This window comes from Anaeromyxobacter sp. SG17, from assembly GCF_022690695.1.
GTDB lineage: Bacteria > Myxococcota > Myxococcia > Myxococcales > Anaeromyxobacteraceae > Anaeromyxobacter > Anaeromyxobacter soli.
On the sequence record NZ_JALCYX010000004.1, the window covers coordinates 40,821 to 56,878 of the forward strand.

Genomic DNA, 16,058 nt, shown 5'->3' on the forward strand with positions numbered 1-16,058 from the left:
CATTCACTCTGGGGCGCCTCGCTTCGCGGGGCTGCAGGAGGCTCGGGCGAGGGGGCGCAGGCATGGCGAGGGGCACGGCGAGCGTCGGGCTTTGGGCAGTCGTTCTCCTCCTCGCCGCGTGCGGCGGCGGTCCCTCGACACGCGAGCCCACGCCTGAGCCGACTCCGTCCCCGGATCCGACCGCGCCCGGCCCGAGCGCAACGCCGGAGCCGCCGGCGTCGCAGCCGTCGCCGCCTCCCGCCGCGACGCCGCCGTCGTCTCCGGAGTCGCCCCCTCCGCCGGCGCCGGCCGCCGACGCGTGCGCGGGCCTCGTGCCCGCCGCGCTGGGCGAGGCCGTCGAGCACAGCCTGCCGCTCGACGGCTTCTACTTCTGCCGCGAGCCGATCACCGACGGGACGGGGGACTGGATCGGCGTCGGCACCGGCTACAAGCAGAGCGCGTACCGGTTCCTCGACGCCGCGACCGGCGCGGGAGACGACACCGTCGCCTTCCAGGTGTCGCTGCTCGCAGAGGGCTTCCCCATCGCGCCGCAGCCGCACGGCTATCACCTGAACCACGGCGGCGATTACCTGCCGGGCCTCTTCGAGCGTCGTGACGCGCGCGGAGCCCTCCTCGGCGGGGACGGGCCGCTCGGCCGCGTGCGCCAGCTCCACCCGGTCCCGGGAGGCGGGAGCGCGCTCCTCACGACCACGGAGGGCATGATCACGAACGACCGCCACCCGGACGGGAGCCCCATCCTGCGGCTCGAGTACGTGCGCGAGGACGGGTCGCGCGCCGGAGCGGCGGAGCTCGATCGCGCTCCCTATCAGCTCGGCGTCGCCCGCACCGGCGAGGCGCTCGTCGTCGCTCTCGACGGCGCGCGCTGGTTCGGGCGGGACGCCGCCCCGCTCACGGGCTGGTTCCCGCTCACGCCGCCGCTCGGAGCGACGAGCGTCGGCGACGACACCGCTTCGCTCGCGGACGGGACGGTGGCGCTGCGCGTGAGCGGGGTCTGGACGCACGTCTTCGCGCCGGGGAACGCGGCGGCGTCTCCTGCCCCGCAGTGGCTCGCGGATCGGCCGGGGACGCGGGTGTACGTGGTGCGGGGAGGGCGCGCGAACGCGGTGGTCGGGCCCCAGCTCGCGTGTCCCTCCACCGCCGAGATCGAGATCCTGACGCCGTCCGGCACGTCGTGCGGGAAGATCCAGCTGCCGCTCGAAGGCTGCGCCTGGGCGTTCGTCGGGGCGGACGGCACCGCGATGGCGATGAGCCACGAGGCGAACGTCTGCGCGTGGCGCTGGTGGCGCGGGCTCCTGAGGTAGCCGGACCGCCGCCCCCCTCTGTCACCGCGCCGCGCGCTCACACGCCGCCGCGCGCTCGAGCAGCAGCTTGCGCTCACAGGTGAACGGTTTTTTGCGGCGGCACGCCCCGACAGGCTTGCGGGCGTCGGGCCGCGCGTCTCCCGGTGGGCTCCTATATTCGGCCGCGATGCGGGTACACCTCGTCGACGGCACCTTCGAGCTCTTCCGGGCGCACTACTCGAAGCGGCCCGGCCACGTCGCGCCGGCGGGCTGGGACGCGAAGGCCACCGTCGGGCTCGCGAGCTCGCTCCTGGCCCTCCTGCACGACGAGGGCGAGGCGGTCACCCACGTCGCGGTCGCGTTCGACAATCCCATCCGCTCTTTCCGGAACGACCTCTGGCCGGGGTACAAGACCGACGACGGGGTGCCGCGGGAGCTGCTCGCGCAATTCGACGCCGCCGAGGCGGCGGTCCGTGCGCTGGGCGTGACCGTCTGGTCGATGCGCGAGTTCGAGGCCGACGACGCGCTGGCCACCGGCGCCGCCCGCTTCCGCGACGCGGCGGTCCAGGTGCGCATCCTCACGCCCGACAAGGACCTGGGGCAGTGCCTGTGGGGACGCCAGGTCGTGCAGGTCGACCGCATCCGCAAGCGCGAGATCGACGAGGAGGCGCTCCTCGCCCGTCGCGGCATCCGGCCCGAGAGCGTCCCCGACTACCTGGCGCTCGTGGGCGACGAGGCGGACGGGATCCCCGGGCTCGCCGGGTTCGGGGCGAGGACCGCCTCGGCGCTGCTCGCACGGTTCGTCCACCTCGAGGACATCCCCCTCGACCCGGGGCGCTGGCCCGCCGGTATCCGCGGCGCGGCGACGCTCGTGCGCGCGCTGGACGCGGGACGGGAGGCGGCCATCCTCTACCGGCGGCTCGCCACGCTCGTCCGCGACGTGCCGCTCGCAGAGTCGCTCGAGGACGTGCGCTGGCAGGGCATCCCGCGGGCGCGCTTCGAGGCGTGGTGCGACGAGCTCGGCGCTCGCTCGCTCGTCCCGGCGCTGGACGCGCGCCGCGCACGCTGGGACGGCGGCTGATCGCCGCCGCGCCGGGGCAGGGGGCGCCGCGGGCGTAACGGGACGCCACACCCGAGAGGGCGGATTATTCCGGGTCGGCGGCCCGTTCCCGATCGGCGGCCGGTGCGGGGTCGAGGAGCAGTCCTCGCCCCCGGCACCGGTGTGTCCATCGCGCAGAAGCTGCGCTCGCCGCGGCGCCCGGGCACCTCGGATCGGCTCCATCCGGCGGTCGTCGGGGAGATCGACGGCCTCGGCGGGCAGCGTCGGCGGCGCATCCCCTGCGCGCTGGCGCTCGCGGACGCGCGAAGTCCACATCCGCCGGCCGACGTGAAGACAGTCGCCTGACACATCGTGTAATTTCCACGGCTTCCAGGAACTGTCCGGCGCAGACGTGAAAGCAGCCCAGGGGCGGGTGCCGGAGCCTCAGCTCTCTGGGCCGAAGAATCGCCCCGGGCGAAGATCAGAAGCAGTCGAGTACGAACAGTGAAGGTTCCCCGCTCGTGAGATGCAGGGGCACCAAGGAAGAGGACATGACGACGAAGACCTCCACGATCATCTGGACGGATATTGACGAAGCGCCTGCGCTGGCCACGTACTCGCTGCTCCCCATCGTCCAGGCCTTCACCCAGGGTACCGGCGTCGCCGTCGAGACGCGGGACATCTCGCTCTCCGGCCGGATCATCGCGAACTTCCCGGAGAACCTGACCGAGAGCCAGCGCATCCCCGACTACCTGGCCCAGCTCGGCGAGCTCGCGCGGACGCCCGAGGCCAACATCATCAAGCTGCCGAACATCAGCGCCTCGATCCCCCAGCTCAAGGAGGCGATCAAGGAGCTGCAGGGGAAGGGCTACAAGCTCCCGGACTACCCCGAGAACCCCAAGGACGACGCCGAGAAGGCGATCCAGGCGCGCTACGCGAAGTGCCTCGGCAGCGCCGTGAACCCGGTGCTCCGTGAGGGCAACTCCGATCGCCGCTCGCCGCTGTCCGTGAAGGCGTTCTCGAAGAAGCACCCGCACAAGCTCGGCGCCTGGACGTCCGACTCGAAGGCCCACGTCGCGCACATGACGAGCGACGACTTCTACGGCCACGAGACCTCGATGACCGTCCAGCAGGCGATGGACTACCGGATCGAGTTCGTCTCCGCGGACGGCAAGGCCACCGTCCTCAAGAAGAAGGCGCCGCTCAAGGCGGGCGAGATCATCGACTCGACCGTCATGAGCATTCGCGCGCTGCGCAAGTTCTACGAGGAGCAGATCGAGGACGCGAAGAAGAACGACGTCCTCTTCTCGCTGCACCTCAAGGCCACCATGATGAAGGTCTCCGACCCCGTCATGTTCGGCCACGCCGTGACCGTCTTCTTCAAGGACGTGTTCGAGAAGCACGCGGCCGCGCTCAAGCAGGCGGGCGTCAACCCGAACCTCGGCCTCGGCGACCTCTACAAGAAGATCCAGGCGCTGCCGGCGGAGACGCGGGCGGAGATCGAGGCCGACATCAAGGCCGTCTACGCGAAGCGCCCGGCGCTCGCGATGGTCGACTCCGACAAGGGCATCACGAACCTCCACGCGCCGAACGACATCATCGTCGACGCGTCGATGCCGGTCGTGGTCCGTGAGTCCGGCAAGATGTGGGGCCCGGACGGCAAGCTCAAGGAGACGAAGGCCGTCATCCCGGATCGCTGCTACGCGACGATGTACCGGGAGATCATGGAGGACTGCCGGAAGAACGGGGCGTTCGACCCGGCGACCATGGGCAGCGTGCCGAACGTCGGCCTCATGGCGCAGCAGGCCGAGGAGTACGGCTCGCACGACAAGACCTTCATCGCCCAGGGCAACGGCACCGTCCGCGTCGTGAACGACGAGACGGGCGCGACGCTGCTCCAGCAGTCGGTCGAGGAGGGCGACATCTTCCGCATGTGCCAGGCGAAGGACGCCGCGATCCGTGACTGGGTGAAGCTCGCGGTCACCCGCGCCCGGGCCACCGGCGCGCCGGCGGTGTTCTGGCTCGACAAGGCTCGCGCGCACGACGCGCAGGTCATCGCGAAGGTCGAGAAGTACCTGAAGGACCACGACACGGTCGGCCTCGAGATCCGCATCCTCGAGCCCGTCGAGGCGATGCGCTTCTCGGTGAAGCGGATCCGCCAGGGCCAGGACACGATCTCGGTCACGGGCAACGCCCTCCGCGACTACCTCACGGACCTGTTCCCGATCCTCGAGATCGGCACCAGCGCGAAGATGCTCTCGATCGTCCCGCTCCTCGCCGGTGGCGGCCTGTTCGAGACCGGGGCGGGCGGCTCGGCGCCGAAGCACGTGCAGCAGTTCGTGAAGGAGGGCTACCTGCGCTGGGACTCGCTCGGCGAGTTCTCCGCGCTGGGCGCCTCGCTGGAGCACGTCGCGGCGACGTCGAAGAACGAGAAGGCCGCTGTCCTCGCCGAGGCGCTCGACAAGGCGATCGGCAAGTTCCTCGACAACAACAAGTCGCCGGCCCGCAAGGTGGGGCAGATCGACAACCGCGGCAGCCACTTCTACCTCGCCCTGTACTGGGCGGAGGCGCTCGCGGAGCAGACGAAGGACAAGGACCTCCAGGCGCGCTTCGCCAAGCTGGCGAAGCAGCTCGGGGAGAACGCCGCGAAGATCGACGCGGAGCTGATCGCGGCCCAGGGGAAGCCGGTGGACACGGGCGGCTACTACCGGCCGGATCCCAAGAAGACGGCTGCGGCGATGCGCCCCAGCCCGACGTTGAATGCAATCGTTGACGCTATGGCGTAGTAGCAGGGAATCGAACCAGATCTTCTCGAGGAGATAGAAATGGCTAGACCGAAGATTGCATTGATTGGTGGCGGTCAGATCGGCGGCGTGCTGGCGCAGCTCGCCGCGCTGCGCGAGCTGGGCGACGTGGTCCTCTTCGACATCGTCGAGGGGCTGCCCCAGGGCAAGACGCTCGACATCGCCGAGGCGGCGCCGGTCGACGGCTTCGACGTGAGCCTCAAGGGCACGAACAGCTACGAGGACATCAAGGGCTCGAACGTCGTCATCGTGACGGCCGGCCTGCCGCGCAAGCCGGGCATGAGCCGCGACGACCTCATCGCCGTGAACTCGAAGATCATGACGTCGGTGGCCGAGGGCATCAAGCAGTACGCCCCGGACGCCTTCGTCATCGTGATCTCGAACCCGCTCGACGCGATGGTGACGCTCTGCCAGCGCATCACCGGGTTCCCGCACCACCGCGTGGTCGGCCAGGCCGGCGTGCTCGACTCGGCGCGCTTCGCGGCGTTCATCGCCTGGGAGCTCGGCGTCTCCGTGAAGGACGTCACGGCGGTCACGCTGGGCGGCCACGGCGACGACATGGTGCCGCTCGTCCGGTACACCAGCGTCTGCGGCATCCCGGTGATGGAGCTCCTCGAGCAGAAGTACGGCGCCGCCAAGGCCGCCGAGGTCATGGCCGCGATGGTGAAGCGGACCCGTGGCGCGGGCGGTGAGGTCGTCGCCCTGCTCAAGACGGGCAGCGCCTTCTACTCGCCGGCCTCCAGCGCCATCGCGATGGCCGAGTCGTTCCTCAAGGACCAGAAGCGGGTCCTCCCGACCTGCGCGTTCCTCAAGGGCGAGTTCGGCGTCGACGGGCTCTACGTCGGCGTTCCGGTCGTCATCGGCGCGGGCGGCGCCGAGCGCATCCTCCAGCTGAAGCTCAACGCGGAGGAGCAGGCGATGATGGACAAGTCGGTGAAGGCGGTCCGGGATCTCGTCGGCAGCATGAAGTAGCGCGCTCCCGCGACGAACGAAGCTCGAGGCCCCGGTCGCCGAAAGGCGGCCGGGGCCTCTTCGCTTCAGGCCGGGCCTGCGCGGGAGAGGGCAGGGCGGCTTCAGGGCGAGGTCGCGCCGGAGCTTGCCGCGCGCGGGGCGTCGGAGAGCCCCGCCTCCTCCGCGGAGATCCGGGCGAAGACCGACCAGTCGAGGTCGCCCCAGCCGCGCGCGAGCGCCGCCAGCATGCGATCGCGCACGAGGCTCGCGAGGGGGAGGGGGACCGCGAGCCGCTCGCCGGCCTCGAGCAGCAGCCGGTTGTCCTTGATGCCGAGCGGCAGGGCGAACCCCGGCGGCGAGAACCGCTCCTCCACGAGGAGGCTGCCGTACCCGCGGTAGACCGGCGCATCGAAGAGCGTGCCGAGCAGGACCTCCAGGAACTTGCGCCGATCGACGCCCCCCTTCGCGACGACGGCGGTCGCCTCCGCCAGCCCCTCGATGGCGGCGGTGATGAGGAAGTTCCCCGCGAGCTTCACGAGGTTCGCCTCGGGCGGGCGCGCGCCGACCACGAGCACCTGCCGGCCCATCGCCTCGAACAGCGGCCTGGCGAGGGTGATGTCTGCCTCGCGGCCCGCGGCGACGATGGACAGCTTCGCCGCCGCGGCGGCGTCGGGTCGGCCGAACACCGGCGCCGACACGAGCCGCCGGCCCGCCTCCTCGTGCCCGCGCAAAAGCCGCTCCGCCGTGGCGACGCCGATCGTGCTCATCGACACGTGGAGCCCGCCGCGGGGGAGCCCGGCGAGGAGTCCGTCCGGGCCGGAGACCACCGCCTCGAGCGCGCGGTCGTCGGAGACCATCGTGAGCACCACGCCGCCGCGGGCGGCCTCGGCGGGCGTGCCCGCGACGGTCGCCCCGTCGCCCGCGAGCGCCTCGGCGCGCGCGCGGGTCCTGTTCCAGACCGTCACGTGGTGACCGGCGCGCAGGAGGTTGCGCGCCATGGGCTGCCCCATCGAGCCCAGCCCGACGAATCCGACGTCCATGACATTGCCCCGGCGCTCACCCTAACCACCGGCACCGGCCCCGGCCCGCGCGACCCTGAGCGAAAGGCGCGTCGCCGGACGCTCGCCCGGAGGGATGGCGCCGGAGCGCCGCGCTACGGCCCGACCGTGCCCGCGCCGGCACGATCCGGGACGAGCCCGGCCCCGCGCGCCTCCTCCTCGAGGAACGCCCACAGCGCCGCGATGCGCGGGACGTCGCGCAAGGCGCGGTGCGCCACGAGCCAGAGCGCGCCCCCGCGCAGCGGCGGCAGCGAGCGCCGGAGCGCCGGCGCGAGCGGGATCTCCACGAGGCCGCAGACCTTCGCCGTGTGCGGATCGGACAGGAGGACCCCGGCGCCAGCGGCCGCGGCCGCGAGCTGCGCCCCCATGTGGCTGGTCCTGAGCACGATCGCCGCCGGCGGCACCCGCTGCGTGACGAGCTGGGCGGGCGGCAGGTGGCCGAGGTCGTCGCCCCAGGTGATCCAGCGGGCCTCGTCGAGCCGGCGCAGCACGCCCAGCTCGACCGCGTAGGCGGGGGCGCCGTACACGCCTCCCCGCGTCTCGCCGAGCTTCTTCACGACGAGGTCCCCCGACGCCGGGCGGGTCGTCCGCAGCGCCAGGTCGGCCTCGCGGCGGGTCAGGTCCGCGTACGTCACGCTCGCGTCGACGGAGAGCCGCAGGCGCGGGTGACGGCGCAGCAGCCGCGGCAGCGCGGGCGCGACGAGGAACTCCACGACGCCGGGCGGCGCGGTCAGCCGCACCTCGCCTTCCGCCAGCGCCTCGCGCCCCTGCGCGGCGAGCGCGAGCCCGGTGGCGGCCCGCTCCATCGCCTCCGCGTGTGGCCCCAGCTCCTCTGCGAGCGCGGTGGGGAGGACGCCGTCCGGCGTCCGATCGAACAGGTGGGCGCCCAGGGCCGCCTCGAGCGCGTCGAGCCGGCGCGAGGCGGTGGAGGCGTTCACGCCGAGGCGCGCGCCGGCGCCGGAGAAGGAGCGCGCCTGCAGGAGCGCGAGCAGGACCTGCGCGTTGTCCCAGCGGAGCCTTTGCATGGATGCAGAGGTAGCCCGCAGGACTGCGCGTTGCCATGCGTTCGCGCGGAGGTCAGATCGGAGACGAAAGGACCTCGAAAGGACCTCCACCCATGACGCTCCTCCGGAACCCCTCGCAGTCCCCCCTTCACGCCGACGGCCCCGTGGAGCTCGCCCCGCCCCCGCTGCACGTCGTCTTCGGCGCGGGCCAGATCGGTACGCGCCTCGCGATGGAGCTCCTCTCCCGCGGCCTGCGGGTCCGGATGGTGCGGCGTGGCCAGCCCGGTCGCGCGCTCCCTGGCGTGGAGTGGCGGCGCGCCGACGCCGCCGATCGCGAGGCCGCGACCGAGGCCGCCCGCGGCGCGGCGGTGGTCTACGACTGCGCCAACCCCGCGGACTACCACCGCTGGGACGAGGTGCTCCCCCCGCTGAAGCGCGGCGTGCGCGACGCCGCCGCCCGGGCCGGCGCGCGGCTCGTCGTGCTCGACTGCCTGTACATGTACGGTCGGCCGGACCGAGCGCCCTTCGACGAAGACACGCCCATGAACCCCTGCAGCCACAAGGGCGAGCTGCGGGCGATGCTGGCGCGCGAGCTCGTCGAGGCGCACGCGCGCGGCGAGGTCCGGGCGACGACCGGGCGCGCCTCCGACTACTTCGGGCCGGAGGTGCCGACGGCGCTCCTCGGCGCCCGGTTCGCCGAGCGGATCCTCGCGGGGAAGCCCATCGAGATGGGCGGCGACCCCGACCAGCCCCACGGATACAGCTACGGACCCGACGTGGCCCGGGGCCTCGCGGTGCTCGGAACGAGCCCGGCGGCGGACGGCCGGGTGTGGCACCTGCCGCTGGCCTGGACCGGCACCACGCGCGGCCTCGTCGAGGCGATCGGGGCGGCGCTGGGCCGGCGCGGCCGGGTGCGGGCAGTGCCGGACTGGGTCATGCGCGCAGCGGGCCTCGTGAGCCCCGTGCTCGGCGCCGCCGCCGAGATGACCTACCAGTGGAAGGTGCCCTACGTCATCGACGACCGGCGCTTCCGCGAGGCCTTCGGGGTCGAGCCGACCGCTCGAGAGCAGGCGGTGGCCGAGACCGCGAGCTGGATCCGCTCGCTCGCTGGCGCGAAAGCGGCCTGAGCGGCGACCGGGCGCGGCGCGCGCTATGCTGGAGGCCCGCCGCGCTTCCGAGCTCGCTCATGACCCTCGACGAGACCACGCGTTACCTGCACGACCACATCCCCCTCACGCGCCACCTCGGGGCCGTGGTCGAGGCGTACGACCGGACCTCCGTCCGCCTCGCGGCGCCGCTCGCGCCGAACCTGAACCACCGGAGCACCGCGTTCGGCGGCAGCCTCTCGGCGCTCGCCATCCTCGCGGGCTGGACGCTGCTGCACCTCGCCCTCCGCGAGCGCGGCATCGAGGCGCGCCTCGTCATCCAGCGCAGCGAGGTGGACTTCGACGAGCCCGTCGACGGCGACTTCACCGCGACGGCGTCCCTGCCGGGCTCCGCCGACTGGGAGCGCTTCCTCGCGACGCTCGCGCGGCGGCGGAAGGCGCGCGTGCGCGTCCGCGGCGCCATTCACTCGCAGTCGGGGGTCGGCGGTACGTACGAGGGGGTGTACGTGGCGGCGCGGCTCGACGGCGCTCCCGCCGCGTAGGCCGCCCGAGCGTCTCGCCGTCGGAGCCGGGAGGCTCAGGCGGCGAAGACCATCTCCTCCGCGGGGCAGGGCGCGAGGACCGCCTCGGTGCCCTTGTAGAGCGGCGTGAGGTCGGGGAAGGGCGCCGGGACGTGCGGGGCGGCGGGGTCGAAGGCGTGCCGCAGCGTCTCCTTGCCGTGCGCGAGCGCGGTGAAGACGAGGCCGTGTCCGAACGGAAGGTCGTAGGCGGGCAGCTCGACGACCGCCCCGTGCCAGATCGCCTCCTCGAGCGCGTCGAACGCAGCCTGGACGTCGGAGAGCTCGAAGCCCGCCGCGGACCGCTCGCGCGCGATCCGCCGCACGTAGGCGAGCAGCTCGCTCACGTCACGCGCGCGCACGGCGGCGGTCAGCCGGTGATAGAGCTCCTCGATGCGCCGCCGCGTCGCCTCGTCGCCGTCGCGCCCGTAGCGCTCGTTCTCCTCGGTCGCGTGCACAGCCTCGTCCACGATCGCGGGCTCGTACGCGATCAGCAGGTCCTCGACGTTCATGGCGACCGTTCTCCTCGGCGCGGGTCCACCCGCGACAGGCGCAACATAGCGACCAGCGCCCGATAAGGAAAAGTCATTCTGGCTATGGCGACGATAACCGCGACGCATGAGTCGCGCAGAGACTGCGCGACGCCGTGATTCCGACCCGAGCACGCAGCCCGCAGTGTCATTCCAGCCGTACGGAGCGCGCCGACGTGGCTTGCGAAGCGGCGTCCCGGGGTGCGACTGTGGCGCCTCGCCACGCCCATGGAGAGCCGGTGAACGTACTCGTCCTGAACTGCGGCAGCACCTCTGTGAGGTTCGCCGTCGTCCACTCGTCGAACGGCCACGAGCACGTCTCGGGGACGGCGCAGCACCTGGGGACTTCTCAGGCGATGCTCGAGCTCCAGCACGAGGGGCGCAAGCGGTCGCGGCCTCTCGCCGGCGGCGACCACGAGGCGGCCCTGCGCGCGGTGGTGGACGTCCTGCGCGAGGTGGGGCTCGCCGACCGGATGCTCGGCATCGGACACCGGGTCGTGCATGGGGGGGCGAGGTTCTCGGGGTCGAGGTTCATCACCCCGGAGGTCGTCGCCAAGATCGAGGAGTGCGTCCACCTCGGACCTCTCCACAACCCGCCCAACCTGCTCGGCATCCGCCTCGCGCAGCAGCTCTTCCCGGGGGTGCCGCAGGTCGCGGTGTTCGACACCGCGTTCCACCAGACGATGCCGCCGCGCGCGTACCTCTACGCGGTCCCCTACGAGTGGTTCGAGCAGCACGAGGTGAGGCGCTACGGGTTCCACGGCACGAGCCACCACTACGTGTCGCTGCGGGCGGTGTCGCAGCTCGGCCTGGATCCGGACGACCACGCGATCGTCACCGCGCACCTCGGCAACGGCTGCTCCCTCGCGGCGGTCCGCAACGGCAAGAGCCTCGACACGACGATGGGGCTCACGCCGCTCGACGGCGTGGTCATGGACACGCGCAGCGGCTCCATCGACCCGTCGATCATCGCGCACATGAAGACGTCGCTCGGGTGCGACGCCGACCACGTGATGGACGAGCTGAACAAGAGCTCCGGCCTGCTCGGCCTCTCGGGGCTCAGCGCGGACATGCTGACCCTGCAGCGCGCCGCCGAAGGCGGGCACGCCCGCGCCGCGCTCGCCATCGACAAGTTCTGCCACTCCGTCGCGAAGGCGGCGGCGGGGATGACCGTGGCGCTCGGCCGGCTCGATGCGCTCGTCTTCACGGGGGGCATCGGCGAGAACGCCGCGCAGGTGCGCGCCCAGGTGGTCGAGCTGCTCGCCTTCACCGGCCTCGTGCTCGACCCCGACGCGAACGCGTCCCATGGCAAGGCGCTGTGCGGCCGGATCACGCGGACCACGCGGCCCATGGCGGCCGTCGTCGCGACGAACGAGGAGCTCATGATCGCGATGGACACCGCCGAGGTCATCGAGCGGACGCAGGCCTCCGGCGGACGCCGGGCGAGCTGACGTCCCCGGCGCGCCGGGAGCTCCGGAGGGTGCGCGCCGGTGGGTCCGGGTGGGATCGCGTGCGCTCCGCGCGCGGAGCCGTTTGCTCGCCGAGCCCGGACCGGCTCGGCTACGATGCACGGGCGGTCGAAAGCAACCGTCCGTGCGCGGAACGCCCGACGCGTTGAGCCGCGCATCCCCTGGGAGAGAACATGAACGTCACGTGTCGCGGCGCCGCCGCCCTCGCGCTCTGCACGCTCGTCGCCTGCAGCAGCAGCGACAGCAAGCCCGCCCCCGTCGTCCCGGGGAACCAGCCGCCGATCGCGCAGGCCGGCTTCGATCGCTCGGTCGGCAAGAACGCCGTCGTCACGCTCGACGGCTCGGCGAGCGTGGACCCCGAGGGGTTCCCGATCGCGCACCTCTGGACGATGGTCTCGCGGCCGGCGGGGAGCAGCGCGCGCCTGCAGAGCCCCACCTCCGACGTCACCCAGTTCACGGCGGACGTCCCGGGCGCGTACGTCGTGCGCCTGCAGGTCTCGGACGGCGTGAACCCGCCCGTGAACGACGAGGTGACCATTACCTGCGAGAACCAGGCGCCGGTCGCCAGCGCCGGCGCGGACCGCGAGGGCAGCCGCGGCCTCGAGCTGTCGCTCTCAGGCTCGGCGAGCTACGACCCCGACGGCGATCCCCTCGTCCTCGGGTGGACCCTCGTGACGCGGCCGATCGGCAGCGCGGCCGCCCTGTCCGCCCAGGCCGCCGCCACCACCTCGCTCACCCCCGACGTCTTCGGTACCTACGTGGTCCGGCTGACGGTGAGCGACGGCGTGGTGTCCTCCTTCGACGACGTGACCATCACGGTGCGCAACCACGCCCCCGTGGCGAACGCCGGCCCGGACCTGGAGTCGAACGAAGACGCCACGCTGGCCCTCTCCGCCGCGGCCTCGTCAGACCCGGACGGCGACACGTTCACCTGCGCCTGGACCCTCACCGCGCGCCCGACCGGCAGCGCCGCCGTGCTCTCCGATCCGACCGCGTGCGCCCCGACCGTCACCTTCGACGCGGAGGGCGTCTACGCCTTCTCGCTCCTCGTGAGCGACGGCTCGCTCCAGAGCGTGGCCGCCGACGCCGTCCAGGTCACGGTGCACAAGAAGGTCTGGCTGCTGGGCCACTCGGTCGTGGACGCCGAGTACTCGCGGCCGCTCGATCGGGTGGTGACGGTGGGCACCACGCCCAACCGCCTCTACGTCGCCGATCCGGTCGCAGGGACCGAGCAGTCCGTGGATCTCTCGCTCGCGCCCACCTCGGTGAGCGTCTCGCCGGACGGGCTCCACGCCGCCGTCGGCCACAACGGCTACGTCTCGTACGTGCGGCTCTCCCCCGCGCCGCTCGCGGTGGAGAAGGTCATCCCCACCACCTCGGACGTCCTCGACGTGGTGCTCGCGGGGAACGGCTTCGTCTACGCCTTCCCGCGCGTCGATCAGTGGGTCGAGATCCACTGCCTGAACGTCTCGACCGGAGCCGAGACGCTGAGCTCGAGCTGGTCCATCCGTGCCGGCACCAAGGCGAAGCTGCACCCCGGGGGAACGTTCATCTACGGCGCCGACAACGGCCTCTCCCCCGCGGACATCGAGAAGTACGACATCGCCGCGGGCACCGCGAAGTACCTCTACGACTCGCCGTACCACGGCGACTACGCCATGTGCGGCGACCTCTGGATCTCCGAGGACGGGCTGCGGATCTTCACCGCCTGCGGGAACACCTTCCACTCGAACACGACGACCGGCTCGACGTCGGGCGCGGACATGACCTACGCCGGCGCGCTGGAGGCCACCACGCGCGTGCGCTGGGTGGACCACTCGCTCGCCGCGGGCCAGGTCCTCGCCATCCCCGCCGTCGACTCGTGGACGTATCCTCCGCAGCCGGCGGGCGATACGGAGCTCCGCGTCTTCGGCGACGACTTCCTCGCGAGGCAGGACACCGTCGCGTTCCCGCGCGTCGGCGTGGGCGGCAAGGGCTTCCTCGCGCACGGCCGGTTCGCGTTCTTCTCCAGGGACGGCACCCGGCGCTTCGTCCTCTTCGAGGTGGACGCCAGCTCGGGGCTGCTCGCGCCGTACGGCGTCGTCGCGTACTGACGCGCCCGCTCGCCCGGGACGGCCTCGTCCAGCTTCAGCGGACGGGGCCGTCGCCGGCCGGGTACCGGAACTCCATCGGCACCTTCACGTCCGGGTGGAGGCTCCGCGCCACCGGGCAGGTGCGCGCGATCTCCTCGAGCCGCGCCCGCTCCTCGGGGCGCGCCTCCCGAGGCATGTCGATGACGAGCACGAGCTCGCCGATGCGCCGCGGCGGGGGCGTCATGCGCTTCTCCACCGCGGCGCGGGCGTCGCCCCACGCGAGCCCCTCGCGCTTTGCCACGAGCGCCATCGTGCTGAGGGCGCACGCGGCGAGCGCCGCGCCCACGAGGTCCGTCGGCGAGAAGCTCGAGCCGTCGCCGCCGTTGTCGCGGGGCGGCACGGTGGTGAGGCTCGAGCCGGAAGGGCCGTGGGCGAGCTGGCAGGTGAGGCCCTGGATCGCTGCGGTCATCGGTACGCCGGACATGGGCGCTCCTCGGTAGGAAGCCTGGAAACAGAAGGCGAGTCTAACCGGCGCGAGCGCCGCGCGCGGCGGGGTTTCCCCGCTCGAGGTCGCCGGTGTATGGCAGAGGGATGCTCGACGCCCGCGTCCTCGCGTTCACCGGCATCGCCGCGCTCGTCACCCTCACCCCGGGCGCCGACACCCTGCTCGTCGTCCGCAGCGCGCTCGTCCGCGGGCGCCGCGCCGGCATGCTCACGGTGCTGGGCGTCTGCGCCGGCCTGTTCGTTCACGCGACCCTCTCCGCGCTCGGGCTCTCCGTGATCCTCGTGCGCTCGGCGAGGGCCTTCGAGCTCGTGAAGCTCGCCGGCGCCGCCTACCTCGTCTTCCTGGGGCTCCAGGCGATCTGGAGCGCCGTGCGCGGCGTCCCCGCGGCGGCGCCCGGCCTCGAGCCCGTCGGCGCCCACCGCGCCTTCGTCGAGGGGATGCTCAACAACGTCCTCAACCCCAAGGTCGCGGTCTTCTACCTCGCGTTCCTGCCCCAGTTCATCGGCCCGGGCGACCCGGTGCTGGCGAAGTCGATCCTCCTCGCCGGCATCCACTTCACGGAAGGGATGATCTGGCTGTCGCTCGTCACCCTGTTCGTCGGCCGCATGCGCGGCGCGCTCGCGCACCCGAGGGCGACCCGCGCCCTGGAGAGCCTCACCGGGCTCGTGCTCATCGGGTTCGGCGTGCGTCTGGCCATGGCTCGGCGCTGAGCGCGCGCGCCTCCGCCGCCCCCGCCGGCCCCTCGCTCGCGAGGACGAGCGCCTCGAGCCAGCGCAGCACCGTCGCCACGCGCGCGGTGGATCGCAGCTCGGGGTGTGTCACCGCCCAGATCTCGTTCGCCGGGGGCCGGAGGGAGGGCAGCACCGGCGCGAACGCCGGGTCGTCCCGCACCGTGCTCACCGTGAGGAGCGCGATGCCAGCGCCCGCGGCGCAGGCGGCGTGCATCATGGTGGTCGTGCTGGCGCGGACGGCGACGCGCGCGCCGGCCGCGGTCTGGCGCACCCAGGCCTGCGTGCGCATCCGGTCGAAGTCCTGGTCATAAAGGATGAGATCGTGCCGCGCGAGGTCGCGCGGGTGGCGCGGCGTGCCGCGCCGGGCGAGGTAGGCGGGCGCGGCGAAGAAGGCGTAGCGCTCGAGCCCGAGGCGGCGCGCCACGAGCGATCGCTCCCGCGGGCGGAAGAGGCGGACCGCGACGTCCGCCTCGCCGCGGGTGAGATCCAGGGCGCGGACGTCGGCCCGGATCTCGATGGTGAGGCCGGGGTGGGCCTCGAGGAAGGCCGGCAGCGCGGGCGCGAGGACGAAGGAGGCGAAGCCGTCGCCGGTCGTGACGCGCACCGAGCCCGTCGGGCGCGAGTCGGCGCCGGAGAGCGCGCGCTCCGCCTCGAGGAGCTCCGCCTCGACGCGTTCCGCGTAGGGCAGGAGCCGCTGCGCGGCGGCGCTCGGCGCGAGCCCCTCCGGCGTCCGCGTGAAGAGGCGCGCCCCGACGGCGGCCTCCATGGCCGAGAGGCGCCGGCCGACGGTGGTGGAGGCGGTGCGCAGCACGCGCGCGGCGCCGGCGTGGCTGCGCGCGCGGTGCACGGCGAGGAAGATGCGGAGGTCGTCCCAGGCGAACATGAGCCCATCCTGTCCAAAGCCGTGCATCCGTGCACGCCCGGAGTGCACAAACGTGCAGATACGCCGCCA

The 16,058-nt window shown here is 72.8% G+C and carries 14 protein-coding genes; 9 read left to right on the forward strand and 5 right to left on the reverse strand.

All coding sequences use genetic code 11. The annotated features are described in order from the left end of the window. Positions 1 to 311 precede the first annotated feature (311 nt). The 4 genes from MNY60_RS03005 (at position 312) to mdh (ending at position 6,095) form a co-directional block, all read left to right on the forward strand. Positions 312 to 1,301 carry a hypothetical protein gene (locus tag MNY60_RS03005; protein ID WP_242333799.1) on the forward strand — a complete coding sequence of 330 codons (990 nt, stop codon included), beginning with the start codon at positions 312 to 314 and terminating at the stop codon, positions 1,299 to 1,301. 166 nt (positions 1,302 to 1,467) lie between these two features. After that, positions 1,468 to 2,361: a 5'-3' exonuclease H3TH domain-containing protein gene (locus tag MNY60_RS03010; protein WP_242333796.1), complete on the forward strand. Its 894-nt coding sequence runs from the start codon at positions 1,468 to 1,470 to the stop codon at positions 2,359 to 2,361. Between the two features lie 509 nt (positions 2,362 to 2,870). Continuing rightward, positions 2,871 to 5,105, forward strand: coding sequence for an NADP-dependent isocitrate dehydrogenase (locus MNY60_RS03015; RefSeq protein WP_242333793.1), 2,235 nt, complete (start codon positions 2,871 to 2,873; stop codon positions 5,103 to 5,105). Between the two features lie 39 nt (positions 5,106 to 5,144). Further along, a complete protein-coding gene (mdh, locus tag MNY60_RS03020; RefSeq protein ID WP_242333790.1) occupies positions 5,145 to 6,095 on the forward strand; it encodes a malate dehydrogenase in 951 nt (316 codons plus the stop codon). A 101-nt stretch (positions 6,096 to 6,196) separates the two neighbouring features. Here mdh and MNY60_RS03025 read toward each other — a convergent pair whose 3' ends face one another. Together MNY60_RS03025 and MNY60_RS03030 are read right to left on the reverse strand one after the other, a co-directional pair. Continuing rightward, on the reverse strand, positions 6,197 to 7,114 hold the full coding sequence (locus MNY60_RS03025) for an NAD(P)-dependent oxidoreductase (RefSeq protein WP_242333787.1): 918 nt from the start codon (positions 7,112 to 7,114) through the stop codon (positions 6,197 to 6,199). A 113-nt stretch (positions 7,115 to 7,227) separates the two neighbouring features. After that, on the reverse strand, positions 7,228 to 8,157 hold the full coding sequence (locus MNY60_RS03030) for a LysR family transcriptional regulator (protein WP_242333784.1): 930 nt from the start codon (positions 8,155 to 8,157) through the stop codon (positions 7,228 to 7,230). Positions 8,158 to 8,249: 92 nt separating this feature from the next. Between MNY60_RS03030 and MNY60_RS03035 the strand changes: the two genes are divergently transcribed. Next, a complete protein-coding gene (locus tag MNY60_RS03035; protein WP_242333781.1) occupies positions 8,250 to 9,263 on the forward strand; it encodes an NAD-dependent epimerase/dehydratase family protein in 1,014 nt (337 codons plus the stop codon). 59 nt (positions 9,264 to 9,322) lie between these two features. Continuing rightward, on the forward strand, positions 9,323 to 9,784 hold the full coding sequence (locus MNY60_RS03040) for a YiiD C-terminal domain-containing protein (RefSeq protein WP_242333778.1): 462 nt from the start codon (positions 9,323 to 9,325) through the stop codon (positions 9,782 to 9,784). Positions 9,785 to 9,819: 35 nt separating this feature from the next. Here MNY60_RS03040 and MNY60_RS03045 read toward each other — a convergent pair whose 3' ends face one another. Next, positions 9,820 to 10,311: an RsbRD N-terminal domain-containing protein gene (locus tag MNY60_RS03045; protein WP_242333775.1), complete on the reverse strand. Its 492-nt coding sequence runs from the start codon at positions 10,309 to 10,311 to the stop codon at positions 9,820 to 9,822. A gap of 257 nt (positions 10,312 to 10,568) precedes the next feature. On the opposite strand from MNY60_RS03045, the gene MNY60_RS03050 reads away from it, so the two are divergent. After that, positions 10,569 to 11,780: an acetate/propionate family kinase gene (locus MNY60_RS03050; RefSeq protein WP_242360016.1), complete on the forward strand. Its 1,212-nt coding sequence runs from the start codon at positions 10,569 to 10,571 to the stop codon at positions 11,778 to 11,780. Between the two features lie 191 nt (positions 11,781 to 11,971). Continuing rightward, positions 11,972 to 13,891, forward strand: a complete 1,920-nt coding sequence (locus tag MNY60_RS03055) for a PKD domain-containing protein (RefSeq protein WP_242333769.1) — start codon at positions 11,972 to 11,974, stop codon at positions 13,889 to 13,891. A gap of 34 nt (positions 13,892 to 13,925) precedes the next feature. On the opposite strand, the gene MNY60_RS03060 is transcribed toward MNY60_RS03055, so the two are convergent. Then, the gene (locus MNY60_RS03060) at positions 13,926 to 14,354 is read right to left on the reverse strand and encodes an OsmC family protein (RefSeq protein WP_242333767.1); all 429 of its coding nucleotides are present in this window, start codon (positions 14,352 to 14,354) and stop codon (positions 13,926 to 13,928) included. Positions 14,355 to 14,461: 107 nt separating this feature from the next. On the opposite strand from MNY60_RS03060, the gene MNY60_RS03065 reads away from it, so the two are divergent. Beyond that, a complete protein-coding gene (locus MNY60_RS03065; RefSeq protein ID WP_242333764.1) occupies positions 14,462 to 15,085 on the forward strand; it encodes a LysE family translocator in 624 nt (207 codons plus the stop codon). Here the strand turns inward: MNY60_RS03065 and MNY60_RS03070 are convergent. Beyond that, positions 15,045 to 15,989 (reverse strand): LysR substrate-binding domain-containing protein, encoded by a 945-nt coding sequence (locus tag MNY60_RS03070; RefSeq protein ID WP_242353503.1) that lies wholly within the window; start codon positions 15,987 to 15,989, stop codon positions 15,045 to 15,047. The genes MNY60_RS03065 and MNY60_RS03070 overlap by 41 nt on opposite strands. Positions 15,990 to 16,058: the final 69 nt, after the last annotated feature.

Excerpts from the sequence above, each read along its gene's own strand:
- MNY60_RS03055 (WP_242333769.1), top strand. The coding sequence starts at position 11,972 with ATGAACGTCACGTGTCGCGGCGCCGCCGCCCTCGCGCTCTGCACGCTC.
- MNY60_RS03030 (WP_242333784.1), bottom strand. The coding sequence starts at position 8,157 with ATGCAAAGGCTCCGCTGGGACAACGCGCAGGTCCTGCTCGCGCTCCTG.
- mdh (WP_242333790.1), top strand. The coding sequence starts at position 5,145 with ATGGCTAGACCGAAGATTGCATTGATTGGTGGCGGTCAGATCGGCGGC.
- MNY60_RS03025 (WP_242333787.1), bottom strand. The coding sequence starts at position 7,114 with ATGGACGTCGGATTCGTCGGGCTGGGCTCGATGGGGCAGCCCATGGCG.
- MNY60_RS03065 (WP_242333764.1), top strand. The coding sequence starts at position 14,462 with ATGCTCGACGCCCGCGTCCTCGCGTTCACCGGCATCGCCGCGCTCGTC.
- MNY60_RS03060 (WP_242333767.1), bottom strand. The coding sequence starts at position 14,354 with ATGTCCGGCGTACCGATGACCGCAGCGATCCAGGGCCTCACCTGCCAG.
- MNY60_RS03010 (WP_242333796.1), top strand. The coding sequence starts at position 1,468 with ATGCGGGTACACCTCGTCGACGGCACCTTCGAGCTCTTCCGGGCGCAC.
- MNY60_RS03015 (WP_242333793.1), top strand. The coding sequence starts at position 2,871 with ATGACGACGAAGACCTCCACGATCATCTGGACGGATATTGACGAAGCG.
- MNY60_RS03070 (WP_242353503.1), bottom strand. The coding sequence starts at position 15,989 with ATGTTCGCCTGGGACGACCTCCGCATCTTCCTCGCCGTGCACCGCGCG.
- MNY60_RS03040 (WP_242333778.1), top strand. The coding sequence starts at position 9,323 with ATGACCCTCGACGAGACCACGCGTTACCTGCACGACCACATCCCCCTC.
- MNY60_RS03045 (WP_242333775.1), bottom strand. The coding sequence starts at position 10,311 with ATGAACGTCGAGGACCTGCTGATCGCGTACGAGCCCGCGATCGTGGAC.
- MNY60_RS03035 (WP_242333781.1), top strand. The coding sequence starts at position 8,250 with ATGACGCTCCTCCGGAACCCCTCGCAGTCCCCCCTTCACGCCGACGGC.